Genomic DNA, 13233 nt, shown 5'->3' on the forward strand with positions numbered 1-13233 from the left:
TTCTCCTTGGATTAGTTGAGCGTCACGCGGCCGTCGAACACGCGCGTGGCGGGACCGATCATGATCAGCGCGGCGTCTTCGCCGGGCCACTCGATGGTAAGCTTCCCTCCGGGCAGGTGCACCGTCACCGGACTTTGCAGAAGCCCCTGGCGAATGCCGCTGGCCACCGCCGCGCAGGCGCCGGTGCCGCAGGCGAGCGTCTCGCCGCTGCCGCGCTCGAACACGCGCAGGCGAATCTCGCTTTTGGACACCACCTGCATGAAGCCGACGTTGACCCGGCGGGGAAAGCGCGGATGGGCTTCCAGCAGCGGCCCCAGTCGCTCGACCGGCGCGCTGTCGACGCTTTCGACCGTGAGCACCGCGTGCGGGTTGCCCATCGATACCGCGCCGATTTCGAGCTGCTCGCCGTCGACCTCGATGGCGTGGCACACCGCATCCTCTTGGGCATCGAAAGGCAGCGCAGCCGGCTCGAAGCGCGGCCGGCCCATGTCGACGCGTACCTCGCCATCGTTTTGTACGTGCAGGATGAGCGGCCCGCCGGCGGTTTCCACGTGGATCTCGTGCTTGTGGGTCAGGCGCTGCTCGCGCACGAAGCGAGCGAAGCAGCGCGCACCGTTGCCGCAGTTCTCCACTTCGCTGCCGTCGGCGTTGAAGATGCGGTAGCGAAAGTCCATGTCCGGGTCGCGGGGCGGCTCGACCACCAGAAGCTGATCGAAGCCGATGCCGAAGCGCCGGTCGGCGAGCTGAGCGATCACCTCGTCGGTCAGCCGAGCGCGCTGGGTGACCAGGTCGACCACCATGAAATCGTTGCCCAGCCCGTGCATCTTGGTGAAGTGCAGAAGCATCAGTTCGCCTCGTCCGGCAAGAGCGCCTCGCCGGCCCAGAGCTGCTCGAGGGTTTCCCGGGCACGCACCACGTGGACGCGGTCACCGTCGACCATCACTTCGGCAGGCCGCGGGCGGCTATTGTAGTTCGACGCCATGACGAAACCGTAGGCACCGGCCGAGCGCACCGCCAGCAAGTCGTTTGCGGCAATGGCGAGTTCGCGCTCCTTGCCGAGAAAATCGCCGGTTTCGCACACCGGGCCGACCACGTCGTACATGGCGCTTTCGCGCGCCTCGCGGGTGTCGACGCGCACGATCATCTGCCAGGCCTGATAGAGCGCTGGGCGGATGAGATCGTTCATCGCCGCATCGACGATGGCGAAGTTCTTGGTCTCGCCGGGCTTCAAAAACTCGACCCGGGTGAGCATCACTCCGGCGTTGGCGGCGATGGAACGGCCAGGCTCGAACAGAAGCGTGAGATTCTCGCCGCCTTCCCAGCGTGACAGGCGTGCGAGCAGCTGGCTTGCGTAGTCGAAGGGCTGCGGCGGAGTCTCGTCGCGGTAGGGCACGCCGAGGCCGCCACCGAGATCCAGGTGCTCGATCTCGATACCGCGCTCGCGCAGCCGCTCCATCAGTACCAGAAGCCGCTCGAGGGCGTCGAGAAACGGCGCGGTCTCGGTGAGCTGCGAGCCGATGTGGCAATCGAGCCCCTTGATCGCCAGGTTCGGCAGATCGGAAGCGAGCGCGTAGGCTTCAAGCGCCTCATCCACGGCGATGCCGAACTTGTTGTCCTTGAGCCCGGTGGAGATGTACGGATGGGTACCTGCGTCGACGTCCGGGTTGACGCGCAGCGACACCGGCGCGACGACGCCGAGCTCCGCGGCCACGGCGTTGAGCCGCTCGAGCTCCGGAACGGACTCGACGTTGAAACACTTGATGCCGACCTCAAGCGCGCGAACCATCTCGTCACGCCGCTTGGCCACGCCCGAGAAGACTACCTTGCCCGGGTCGCCACCGGCTTTGAGTACGCGCTCGAGCTCGCCAATGGAGACGATGTCGAAGCCCGCGCCGAGCTTCGCCAGAAGTCCCAGCACCGCGAGGTTCGAGTTGGCCTTCACCGCGTAGCAGATCAGGTGCGGGTGGCCGCCCAGCGCCTCGGTGTAGGCGCGAAAGTGGCGCGTGAAGGTGGTCTTCGAGTAGACGTAGCAGGGCGTGCCGATCTCGTCGGCAAGACGCGTGAGCGGCACGTCCTCGGCGAACAGTACGCCGTCACGGTAGTTGAAGTGATCCATCAGGACTCCTCGGCGGCGGTCTGGGCGTTATCGTCCGGCAGGTAGAGCGGGCCCTTCTGCCCGCAGCCGGCAAGCACGAAGGCGATCAGCGCGATCGCGGCCAGCGCCTTCATTTCGCCTCCCGGTGCGCCTTGAGCGCCTCGCGGGCGCGGCTCGCCGCGGCGCGGACCTGATCCGGCGCGGTCCCGCCGATATGATTACGCGCGGCGACCGAGCCTTCGAGTGTGAGCACCTCGAAAACGTCTGCCTCGATGATGTCGGAGAACTGCTTGAGCTCCTCGAGGGTCATCTCGGACAGATCCTTCTTCTCCTTCAGGCCGAAGGCTACCGACTGGCCGACGATCTCGTGGGCATCGCGGAAGGCCACGCCCTTGCGCACCAGGTAATCCGCCAGGTCCGTCGCGGTGGAGAAACCGCGCCGCGCCGCCTCGAACATGCTCTCTTTTTTCGGCTCGATGGCGGGCACCATGTCGGCAAAGGCCTTGAGACAGTCCAGCACCGTGTCGACGGCGTCGAACAAGGGCTCCTTGTCCTCCTGGTTGTCCTTGTTGTAGGCCAGCGGCTGAGACTTCATCAGCGTGAGGAGGCTCATCAGGTGGCCGTAGACGCGACCGGTCTTGCCGCGCACGAGCTCCGGCACGTCGGGGTTCTTCTTCTGCGGCATGATCGAGGAGCCGGTGCAGAAGCGATCCGGCAAGTCGATGAAGTCGAACTGGGCGCTGGTCCAGAGCACGAGCTCCTCGCTCATGCGTGACAGGTGCATCAGGAGGATGCTGGCGAAGCTGGCGAATTCGATGGCGAAGTCGCGATCGGACACCGCGTCCAGCGAGTTCTCCGCCGGGCGGGAGAAGCCCAGAAGCTCGGCGGTGACGTGGCGGTCGATCGGGTAGGTGGTGCCGGCCAGGGCAGCGGCCCCCAGCGGCATCACGTTGACCCGCTTGCGGGTATCCAGAAGCCGCTCGTGGTCGCGGGCGAGCATCTCCTGCCAGGCCAGCAGGTGGTGGCCGAAGGTGACCGGCTGGGCGGTCTGCAGGTGGGTAAAGCCCGGCATGATGGTATCCGCCTCGCGCTCGGCGAGTGTGATCATGCCTTCACGCAGGCGCGCAAGCTCTGAGTCGATCGAGTCGATGGCATCGCGCATGAAAAGCCGGATATCCGTGGCCACCTGGTCGTTACGCGAGCGGCCGGTGTGCAGCTTCTTGCCGGTGATGCCGATCTTCTGGGTCAGGCGCGCCTCGATGTTCATGTGCACGTCCTCGAGCGGCACCGACCACTCGAACTCGCCGCGTTCGATCTCGCCTTTGATCTCGGTCAGGCCTTCGATGATCGCGTCGCGCTCGGCGTCGCTGAGCACGCCGACGCGGGCCAGCATCGTGGCGTGAGCAATCGAGCCTTGAATGTCCTGGCCGGCCAGGCGCTGGTCGAAGTTCACGGAGGCAGTGAAGCGGGCGACGAAGGCGTCGGTGGGTTCGCTGAAGCGGCCGCCCCAGGATTGATTCGTAGCGTGGCTCATCAAGGGTACCTGTTGGCAAAACGAAGGTTGGCAAAACAAGGAAGTCGTTGGCCCAGAGTGTACCAGAGTCGGCCGCCTTCGCGGCACGGGGTTTGCGCGAGTTCGAGGGCGGGCCTCAGGCCCCGGCGAGGTCTCGCAGCACGGCGTGCTGGTCGAAGCGATCCAGATAGTCGATGAGCGCGTCCAGCGGGATCGGGCGGGCGAAATAGTAGCCCTGCAGGTAGGTCGGATGGCGCTCGCGCAGGTAGAGAAACTGCTCGCGTGTCTCCACCCCTTCGATCAGCACGGTGAGGCCGAGCTTCTCCGCCAGGGTGATCACCCCCTCGACGATGGCGGCGTCGTTCTCGTCGCAGGTCACGTCGCGAATGAAGGAGCGGTCGATCTTGAGCTTCTGGATGGGCAGGCGCTTCAAGTAGCTCAAACTCGAGAAGCCGGTGCCGAAGTCGTCCAGCGCGATGTTCACGCCCAGCGCGCGCAGCCCCTCGATGGCGTCGATGGCATGCTCCGTGCTATCCATCAGCACGCCTTCGGTGATCTCGATCTCCAGAAGCTCCGCCGAGAGGCCGGTCTCGGCCAGCACTCGCTCGATCGAGGCGACGAACCCCGGACGCTGGACCTGCATGGGCGACACGTTGACGGCCATGGTCAGCGGGGCGTGTTCGCCGCGATTGAGGGCCACCGCGTCGAGGCAGGCGCGTCTGAGCACCCAGTCGCTGATCGGGATGATCTGCCCGGTCTCCTCGGAGAGCCCGATGAAGTCGATCGGCGGGATGTTGCCCTGCTGCGGGTGCTGCCAGCGCAGCAGCGCCTCGACCCCGACCACCCGCCCGCTGACGCTATCGATCTGGGGCTGGTAGTGCAGCTCGAACTGCTCCTGCTCGATGGCCTGGGCCAGGGCGTGACGCAGGTTGACCCGCTCGGTGACCCGCCGGTTGAGCTCGTCGGTATACCACTGGTAGGTATTGCGCCCGCGCCCTTTGGCCTTGTACATGGCGAGATCCGCCTGCTGGATCAGCGTCCGGGGCTTGGTGATGCTGCCATCGTCGGTGCCGATACCGATGCTGGCGGTGATGTGAAGCTCCTCGCCCTGGTACCAGTAAGGCGCCGACAGTCTGGCCAGCAGGCGCTCGACCACCTGCATCACATCCTGCTCGTGGGCCAGATCCGGCAGCAGCACGATGAACTCGTCGCCGCCGATGCGCGCCACGGTATCCCAGGGGCGCAGCTCCTCCTCGAGGCGCCGCGCCACGCTGATCAGAATGAAATCGCCTACGTCGTGGCCGAGGGAATCGTTGATCGGCTTGAAGTCGTCCAGGTCGATGAACAGTACCGCCAGGTAGCGCTGGTAGCGCTTGGCCAGCACGCAGCCCTGGGCCAGGCGCTGATGCAGGAGCTGGCGATTGGGCAGGCCTGTCAGGGCATCGTGGTGGGCGTTGTGCCTGAGCTGCGCCTGATACTCGCGCTGGGCGGTGACGTCATTCTGCACGCCGATGAAGTGGGTGACCACGCCCTGCTCGTCGCGCACCGGCGAGATGTAGAGATCGTTCCAGAACAGCGTGCCGTCGCGGCGATAGTTGCGCAGCATGACGTGCACGTCGCGCCGCTCCTGAATGGCGCGGCGCAGCTGCTTAAGCGTGGCGGCGTCGGTCTCCTCACCCTGCAGAAAGCGGCAGTTGAGTCCCATCACGTCGTCCCGGGCGTAGCCTGTGATCTGCTCGAAGGCGCGATTGACGTAGACCATCGGCAGGTCGTCGGCCTGGGCATCGACGATCACCACGCCGTTGGTGCTCGACTCCACACTGCGCTGCAAAAGCGCCAATTGCTGGTCGGCGGTCTTGCGCCGGGTGATGTCGCGAGCGATCACGTAGATGACATCGTCGTTGGCACAGGCGCTCACCTCGAGCCAGAAGAGCTCGCCTTGCCAGCTGCGCGCGCGCACGTCGAATGCCTCGATCTTCCGGCCGTCGCGAAGGCGCATCAGGGCGTGCTCGATCACCGCGTAATCCTGCGGGTCGATGATCACCCCGCAGGGCCGACCGATCAGTTCCTGGGCGGAATACCCCAGCAGGTGCTCGAAGGTGGGATTGACGTTCAACAGCGTCCCCATGAAATCGATGCAGCAGAACAAGTCCTGCGACAGCAGGAAAAATTGATCTAGCTCGCCTTGCGGCTTGGCAGGGGACATAGGGCGTTACCTGAACAAAGGGTCCATCAACCAATTATGGCTGGTTATTTTTACTGCGTGACCGGGTGCTTTATGATGAGACTTATCATAGTTCGACGCGCCGTGTCAGCGGCAAAGGGAGAATAACGTGTCATCCATCACCAAACTGCGCATCGCCACGCGCAAGAGCCAACTGGCCATGTGGCAGGCCGAGTACGTCCGGGAACGACTGATGGCGGCGCATAGTGGTCTGGAGGTCGAGCTGGTGGCGCTGTCCACCAAGGGCGACAAGATCCTCGATACCCCGCTTTCCAAGATTGGCGGAAAAGGGCTGTTCGTCAAAGAGCTGGAGGATGCCATGCTCGACGGCCGGGCGGACATCGCCGTGCACTCCATGAAGGACGTGCCGATGCACTTCCCCGAAGGTCTGGGGCTCTCCATCATCCTCGAGGGCGCCGAGCCCACTGATGCCTTCGTCTCCAACCGTTTTCAAAGCGTCGACGCGCTGCCCGACGGCGCGCGCATCGGCACCGCCAGCCTGCGCCGTGGTCTGCAACTGCGCGAACTGCGCCCGGATCTCGAGATACTCAACCTGCGCGGCAACGTGCAGACTCGCCTGGCCAAGCTCGACGCCGACGAGTTCGACGCCATCATCCTCGCCACCTCCGGGCTCAAGCGCCTGGGGCTTGGCGCGCGTATCGCCCAGGAGCTGCCCCCGGAGCTCTGCCTGCCCGCCTGCGGCCAGGGGGCGCTGGGCGTCGAGTGCCGGCTGCACGACCCGGAGCTGATCAGCCTGCTCGCTCCGCTCGATCACGCCGATACCGCCACCCGCGTGCGCGCCGAGCGCGCCATGAACACGCGTCTGGAAGGCGGCTGCCAGGTGCCGATCGCCGGCCACGCGGTGCTCGACAAGGCCAACGAGACGATCTGGCTGCGCGGTCTGGTCGGCAATCCCGAGGGGACCGAGGTGCTGCGCGCCGAAGGGCGCGGCTCGATCCACGAGCCGGAGGCGCTGGGCATTCGCGTGGCCGAGGACCTGCTCGACCAGGGCGCCGGCGAGATTCTCGCCGAGGTGTACGGCGACAACGTATGAGATGCCCACGGTGAACCAGGCGCCGGTACTGATCGCCCGCCCCGGCGAGCGCGGCGAGACCCTGGCGGGCGCGCTGCGCGACAAGGGTTTCGTGGTCGCGCGTCTCGATGTCATGACCCTCGAGGCGCTCGACGAGGACGCCGCGACGCGAGGCGTGTGGCTCGATCTCGACCACTACCCTAAGATAATCGTAGCCAGCCCCTTCGCGGCGCTCTGCCTGGGTGAGGCGATCGATCGCTACTGGCCGCAGCTGCCGGTGGGCATCGACTTCTACACCCTGGGGCGCGGCACCGCCGAGGTGCTCGATCAGACGCTTGGCGTGCGTGCCCATACGCCGCCCCCCGGCGCCGGCGAGGAGTCGAGCGAAGCGCTGCTGTCATTGGCCTCGCTTGCGGACCTATCCCACCAGCGCGTGCTGCTGGTGGCCGGCGAAGGTGGTCGCGCCCTGCTCGGGGAGACGCTTGCCGAGCGTGGCGCCGAGGTGACCCGGGTCGAGGTCTACCGGCGGCGTTACCAGCCGCCGGAGGCCGAGTTGCAAAGGCAGCTGGCGGCTGGCAGTTTTCATGCATTGGTCGTGACCAGCGGCGAGCTGCTGCAATATCTGGCAAGATGGTGCCATGAAAAAGCGCTGAACCAACCATTAATCGTCTCCAGCCACCGCTTGGCCCTGCTGGCCGGCCGGCTGGGATTTCGTGCCATCAAGGTGGCGTCGGGTGCATCGCCGGCCGCGCTGGCAGCGGCGTTGAACGAGTCCTGCAACGTACGGGGTGCCGATGTCGATGAAAGAACTCAATAAGGGCTAGCGACAGATGAGCAAAGAACCATTTGATCAGACCGGCGCCGACAAGTCGTCCGATGCCGCCTCTCAGGACCGCCCGGTGGAAAAGGCTTCGGGCAGCGATACCGCCAGCACCCCGTCGTCGGCGGACAGCCAGCGCGCTGCCGACGCCTACGTCGCCAAGAACAGCCGCTCGCGACGTCGCAACAAGGGGGGGAGCGGCGGCAGCACGCCCTCGACGCCGAACGCCTCTGCCAGCGCCGCCTCGACGAGTGATGCGCCCAAGGCCACGACGCCCGCCGCCACTGCCGCGCCCGCTCCGACGAGCTCCGTCAAGGGCACCGCAGAAACCAAGCCCGGCGCCGCCAAGCCCCCCGGCAGCCCGCCTCCCGCGTCGCCGCCTCCAGGCGGGCGCGGCGGCAAGGCCGGCACACTTGCCATCGTGCTGGTGCTGATCCTGGCGCTGGTGCTCGGCGTCGTCGCCTGGCAGCTCTGGCAGCGCCTTGAGAGCCAGCAGGCGCGCCTGGACGAGATCGCCCAGCAAACCGAGGCCAGCGCCACGCAGCAGAGCCTGAATGATCTCGAGTCACGCCTCGAGAGCGGCGAGACCGAGCGCAACGACACCCTCGAAAGCACCGTCAGCGAACTGCGCGGCGAGCTCGAAAGCGTGCAGTCGAACGTCGACGAGACCATCAACCAGGTGCTCGACCAGCTCTCGCAGGCCCAAGACACCGATGAGCGCGACTGGCTCCACGCCGAAGCCGCCTACCTCCTGCGCCTGGCCAACCAGCGCCTGCAGCTCGAAGGTGATGTCGAGGGCGCCTCTGCTCTGCTGCGCACCGCCGACGCCCGCCTGGTCGACGCCGACAACCCGGCGCTGACGCCGGTACGCCGCGAGATCGCAAGCGAACTGGCGGCGCTGGACGCCGTGCCGCGTGTCGACCGCACCGGCCTTTATCTTGCGCTCAACGCCCAGCAGGAGCGCGTGGCAGGCCTGCGTCTCTCCCAAGAGATCGAGGAGCGTGCCGTGACCTCCGGCATCGAGCAGCCGCCGAGCGGCTCCTTCGAGCGCCAGCTGGCGAAATTCGGCGCCGAGCTGCGTGATCTGGTGGTGATTCGCCACCACGACGAAGCCCTCGAGACCCTGGTGACACCGGAACAGGAGTCCTACCTGCGCCAGAGCCTGCGCCTGATTCTCGAGCAGGCGCAGCTCGCCCTGCTCAAGGAGGAGCAGCCGCTTTATGAGGCGAGCCTCGACAAGGCGCTGAGCCTGCTCGACGGCTACTACGATACCGAGCGCGAAGAGACCCAGAGCGTCATCGCGCGCCTTCAGGAGCTCAAGCAGAGCGACATCGAGCCGGAGCTTCCCGATATCAGCGGCTCGCAGCAGGCCATGGCCGACTTCATCGACAACCGCTTCCAGGCGCGGCGCCAGAGCGGAGGTGAGCAATGAGAAAACTCCTTCTGCTGATCGTCGCCGGCCTTGCCGTAGGCGCTCTGTTCGGCCACCTGATGATGTCGGTGCCCGGCTACTGGCTGATCCGCGTCGGCGATACCTCGGTGCAGACCTCGTTCTGGTTCGGCTTGGTACTGCTGCTCGGCGCCTTCATCGTGGTGCATTTCGCGCTGCGCCTGTTGGCTGGCATCATTCGCCCGGTCGGGCGGTTTCGCACCTGGAACGCCCGCGCGCGCAATCGTCGCGCCAGCAAGCGCACCGTGCGCGGGCTGGTGGCACTGACCGAGGGCCGCTTCAAGCGTGCCGAGCGTACCCTGGCGGGGGCGGCGGAGGATTCCAGCACGCCGATGGTCAACCACCTCTCCGCCGCGCTCGCCGCTCACTACCAAGGCCATCACGAGCGCGCCCAGGAGCATCTCAATCAGGCACAGCTCACCACCGACGGTGCCGATACCGCCGTGGGCCTGATGCAGGCGCAGCTGATGATTGACCGCCAGCAGCCGGAAGAGGCGCTGGCGATCCTCACCCGTCTCGACCAGAAGCTGCCCAACCACCCGCAAGTGCTCAAGATGCTCAAGCAGGTGTACCTCAGCATCAGCGACTGGGAGGGGCTGCGCCATCTGGTGCCGCGCCTGGTGGCCAAGAAGTTGATCACCCAGCAGGAGCGTGAGCAGCTCGAGTTCAAGGCCTACCGCGAGCTGATCGTGTTCGAAGCCGGCAATCCGGCCAACATCGAACGGGTACGCGGGCTGTGGGCGGACATGCCGGACTACCTGCGCGGCAATACCGAGCTGATCGTGCTCTACGTCGAGGCGTTGTTGCAGGCTGGCGAAGAAGCGCTCGCCGAGCGCCTCTTGAGCCAGTCGCTGGACAGCCACTGGGATGCGCGGCTGGTCAAGCGCTTCGGGCTTTTGGGCGTCGATGCCGCGCGCCAGCGCACTCGCGCCGAGAAGTGGTTGCAGGAGCGTCCCAACGATCCGGAGCTGCTGCTCGCTTGCGCACGGCTATCGCTGCGTACCGGCCAGTGGGAGAAGGCGCTCGAGTACTTCGAGGCGAGCCAGCGCCAGCGTCCGAGCGGCGAGGTGTGCGCCGAGCTTGCGCGCCTCTACGCAAGCCTTGGCGAGCATAACAAAAGCCAGCTCTACTATCGTCAAAGCGTGGAGATGATGGCGCAGTCGCTGCCGTCGCTCCCCCAACCCAGCGACGAACGCGACAGCGATGGCCCCGGCAAGGCCGGCAGAAAACGCCGCTGACAACAGCGTCGCAACGATGAAAGGGTGCCCTCTCGGGCACCCTTTTTTCATGGGCACCTGATCGACGCCCTCGGCTGGCTGTCTGATAAGGCCTATCTGCTCGCACCCAATCTTCCCGGCCAACCTTATACGCCTTTTCTTGAGGTTGATGGCGCGCTACGCCTTGTCTCTATGAACCGTCAAGATAGATAGCATGAAAAATATACAAAATAAGCGAACGGTCTAGTCGATTTTAAGCGCTTTTTATTCTATTTTTTCAATACTACTATAGTCGCATGTTCTCGAGCGGGCACCGCGAAAAGAACCTTATAACCATATGAAAATACTCAAATGTAAAGGTACGCCACCATGAAAAAATTGACCGCTACTGCTGCCATCGCTCTTGCTCTCGTTTCCGGCTCCGCTTTCGCCGAGCGCGGCTCTGCCGAACTCAACGCCATCAGCCAGCCGAGCTCCACGATCGCGCACCAGAGCACCGGCACTCAGGCCTCCGTCGAGCAGGTCATCGCGCGCAACAGCGCCTCCGGTGAGCAGATCACTCCCGCTCACTCTCATGTCAAGCGCGACCACGCTCAGAGCGATCGCAAGGCCTCGCTGAGCCAGCTGACCGCCAAGAACGGTGCCACCGGCGAACAGACCTCCAACGCTGACGCCCAAGGCTGATCGTGATACGCCCCACTGCGATGGGGCGCTGGAACGCCAATGAAAAAGGGGTACCCGACCGGGTACCCCTTTTTCGTGGCTGGTCGGGTCATACCGACGAGGTGGGTGAAGCCGTACTCGCAGCCGGAGCGGGTTCCACAGGCTCGATCACCGAGGTGCAGTGCCCGCAGCGGGTGGCCTTGATCGGCACGGCCATCAGGCAGTGCGGGCAGGGTTTCTCGACGGGGCTCTTGGGCGCGACCACCTCCTCGCGCTTGAGCCGGTTGATGCTGCGCACCAGCATGAACACCACGAAGGCGACGATGGTGAAGCTGATCACGGCGTTCAGGAACAGGCCGATATTGAGCGTTACCGCCCCCGCCGCCTGGGCGGCGCCCAGGGTCAGATAAGGGCCGGCCACCGCGCCTTCGCGCAACACAATGAAAAAGTTGGAGAAATCGATACCGCCCACCAGCAGGCCGATCACCGGGTTCATGACGTCCTTCACCATGCTCTGCACGATCAGCGTGAAGGCCCCACCGATGATGATCCCCACCGCCATGTCGATCACATTGCCCTTGACGGCAAACTCGCGAAACTCCTTGATAAATTTCGACATCTCACCTTCCCTCATAGAAATGGTTTATTAGCATATAACGTTTTAAGCTTAATACCAGTCTTGTCAAAGACTTACCAAAGCAACTTGGGGCGTTCAAAAAACATTTTCTTTCTCTCGCCAACGGGAGAAAACCTCATTGAAGCAACCCCAAGGCGACCTCGAGTGTCTCAATAACGACACGACGTGCATTACGCTCGAGTTTGCTTTGTCAGTATAAGTGGCATTCGTGCCAATATGCAGAAAGGCAGCGAGCAGCTCAGGCAGGGATTACAACAACACGCCAGCGACAGACGAAAACTACAAGAAGAATACCCATGACGTTCAGGTGATAGAGGTACAGGCCATGACACCCGATCAAGCAACACCCAGCGCGACCACCTCGCGCTCCAGCGCTCCGCAGACCCTCGGTTTTCTTCTGTTGGACAACTTCACCCTGATTTCCCTTGCCTCGGCAATTGAACCTTTGCGCATGGCCAATCAGCTGGCCGGCCGCGAGCTCTACCGTTGGTACACGCTGACCCAGGACGGCTCGCCGGTGCGCGCCAGCGACGGGCTCAACGTGACGCCGGACGCTGCCATGCAGGCGCCGCTCGCGCTCGACTGGGTGATCGTCTGCGGCGGCGTCGCCCCGCAGCACAGCGTCAGCCGCGAGCACATCCACTGGCTGCAGTCCCAGTCGCGCCAGCTGCGCCACCTGGGCGCCATCTGTACCGGCAGCTGGGCGCTGGCCAAGGCGGGGCTTCTGGATCACTACGAGACCAGCATCCACTGGGAGTGTCTGGCCTCGGTTCAGGAAGCCTTCCCGAAAATCGTGCTCACCACCAAGCTCTTCTCCATCGACCGCGACCGTTTCACCGCCTCCGGCGGCACCGCGCCGCTCGACATGATGCTCAACCTGATCGCCCACGACCACGGCAAGGCGCTGTCGGCAGGCATTTCCGAGATGTTCATCTACGAGCACATGCGCAACGAACAAGACCAGCAGCGCGTGCCGCTCAAGCACGTGCTGGGCACTACCCAGCCCAAGCTTCTGGATATCGTCGCGCTGATGGAGTCCAACCTCGAGGAGCCTTTGGAGCTCAACGAGCTGGCAAGCTACGTGGACGTCTCCAGGCGCCAGCTCGAGCGGCTCTTCCAACGCTACCTGCACTGCTCGCCGTCGCGCTACTACCTGAAACTGCGCCTTGTGCGGGCGCGTCAGCTGTTGAAGCAGACCTCGCTCTCGATCATAGAGATCGCCTCGATCTGCGGCTTCGTCTCCACCCCGCACTTCTCCAAGTGCTACCGCGAGTGCTTCGGCATCCCCCCGCGCGACGAGCGCATGGGCTGCCAGTCGCGCCAGGCGCCGAAGATCTCGTCTTCGACCCTGATCAAGCACTGGGGCATGGAGCCTGCCAGCGGCGAGCCCGCCTCGAGCGCGCTGCAGGCCCTGGCCTACGCCCAGGGCGAGCCGACCTTCGCCAGCGTCCCGTTGATCAACTGAGCGTTGCCTCATCCAAGAAGCCGCCTGCGGGCGGCTTCTTGCGTTGTGGCCGCAGCCTTTTGCCTTGTCACGCCTGGCGCGGCGCGTCGCCACTGCCGGACGTCGACGGGTCGCCA

The 13233-nt window shown here is 64.8% G+C and carries 12 protein-coding genes; 6 read left to right on the plus strand and 6 right to left on the minus strand.

Annotated elements, in window-relative coordinates; genetic code table 11:
* Positions 1-11: 11 nt before the first annotated feature.
* The 5 genes from dapF to GEV37_RS09700 all read right to left on the minus strand — a co-directional run bounded on the left by dapF (position 12) and on the right by GEV37_RS09700 (position 5814).
* Positions 12-845 (minus strand): diaminopimelate epimerase, encoded by an 834-nt coding sequence (gene dapF, locus GEV37_RS09680; protein ID WP_227390028.1) that lies wholly within the window; start codon positions 843-845, stop codon positions 12-14.
* Positions 845-2116, minus strand: coding sequence for a diaminopimelate decarboxylase (gene lysA, locus GEV37_RS09685; protein WP_227390029.1), 1272 nt, complete (start codon positions 2114-2116; stop codon positions 845-847). Before lysA ends, dapF begins: the two co-directional genes overlap by 1 nt.
* The gene (lptM, locus tag GEV37_RS09690; RefSeq protein ID WP_227390030.1) at positions 2116-2229 is read right to left on the minus strand and encodes an LPS translocon maturation chaperone LptM; all 114 of its coding nucleotides are present in this window, start codon (positions 2227-2229) and stop codon (positions 2116-2118) included. Before lptM ends, lysA begins: the two co-directional genes overlap by 1 nt.
* The gene (gene argH / locus GEV37_RS09695) at positions 2226-3629 is read right to left on the minus strand and encodes an argininosuccinate lyase (protein ID WP_227390031.1); all 1404 of its coding nucleotides are present in this window, start codon (positions 3627-3629) and stop codon (positions 2226-2228) included. Before argH ends, lptM begins: the two co-directional genes overlap by 4 nt.
* Positions 3630-3744: 115 nt before the next feature.
* Positions 3745-5814 (minus strand): putative bifunctional diguanylate cyclase/phosphodiesterase, encoded by a 2070-nt coding sequence (locus GEV37_RS09700; protein WP_227390032.1) that lies wholly within the window; start codon positions 5812-5814, stop codon positions 3745-3747.
* Between the two features lie 127 nt (positions 5815-5941).
* Here GEV37_RS09700 and hemC point away from each other — a divergent pair, with 127 nt between their 5' ends.
* From hemC to GEV37_RS09725, 5 genes are all read left to right on the plus strand, one after another.
* Positions 5942-6886: a hydroxymethylbilane synthase gene (gene hemC / locus GEV37_RS09705; protein WP_227390033.1), complete on the plus strand. Its 945-nt coding sequence runs from the start codon at positions 5942-5944 to the stop codon at positions 6884-6886.
* Between the two features lies 1 nt (position 6887).
* Positions 6888-7682: a uroporphyrinogen-III synthase gene (locus GEV37_RS09710; protein ID WP_227390034.1), complete on the plus strand. Its 795-nt coding sequence runs from the start codon at positions 6888-6890 to the stop codon at positions 7680-7682.
* A gap of 13 nt (positions 7683-7695) precedes the next feature.
* Positions 7696-9117: a uroporphyrinogen-III C-methyltransferase gene (locus tag GEV37_RS09715; RefSeq protein ID WP_227390035.1), complete on the plus strand. Its 1422-nt coding sequence runs from the start codon at positions 7696-7698 to the stop codon at positions 9115-9117.
* Entirely contained in the window at positions 9114-10373 is a 1260-nt protein-coding gene (locus GEV37_RS09720) for a heme biosynthesis HemY N-terminal domain-containing protein (protein ID WP_227390036.1), read from the plus strand. Before GEV37_RS09715 ends, GEV37_RS09720 begins: the two co-directional genes overlap by 4 nt.
* Positions 10374-10721: 348 nt before the next feature.
* A complete protein-coding gene (locus GEV37_RS09725) occupies positions 10722-11036 on the plus strand; it encodes a hypothetical protein (RefSeq protein ID WP_227390037.1) in 315 nt (104 codons plus the stop codon).
* An 88-nt stretch (positions 11037-11124) separates the two neighbouring features.
* Here GEV37_RS09725 and mscL read toward each other — a convergent pair whose 3' ends face one another.
* On the minus strand, positions 11125-11634 hold the full coding sequence (gene mscL, locus GEV37_RS09730) for a large-conductance mechanosensitive channel protein MscL (RefSeq protein ID WP_227390038.1): 510 nt from the start codon (positions 11632-11634) through the stop codon (positions 11125-11127).
* Positions 11635-11977: 343 nt separating this feature from the next.
* On the opposite strand from mscL, the gene gbdR reads away from it, so the two are divergent.
* The gene (gbdR, locus tag GEV37_RS09735) at positions 11978-13117 is read left to right on the plus strand and encodes a choline metabolism transcriptional regulator GbdR (protein WP_227390039.1); all 1140 of its coding nucleotides are present in this window, start codon (positions 11978-11980) and stop codon (positions 13115-13117) included.
* Positions 13118-13233: the final 116 nt, after the last annotated feature.

This window comes from Vreelandella malpeensis (genome assembly GCF_020622355.1).
GTDB classification, from domain to species: domain Bacteria; phylum Pseudomonadota; class Gammaproteobacteria; order Pseudomonadales; family Halomonadaceae; genus Vreelandella; species Vreelandella malpeensis.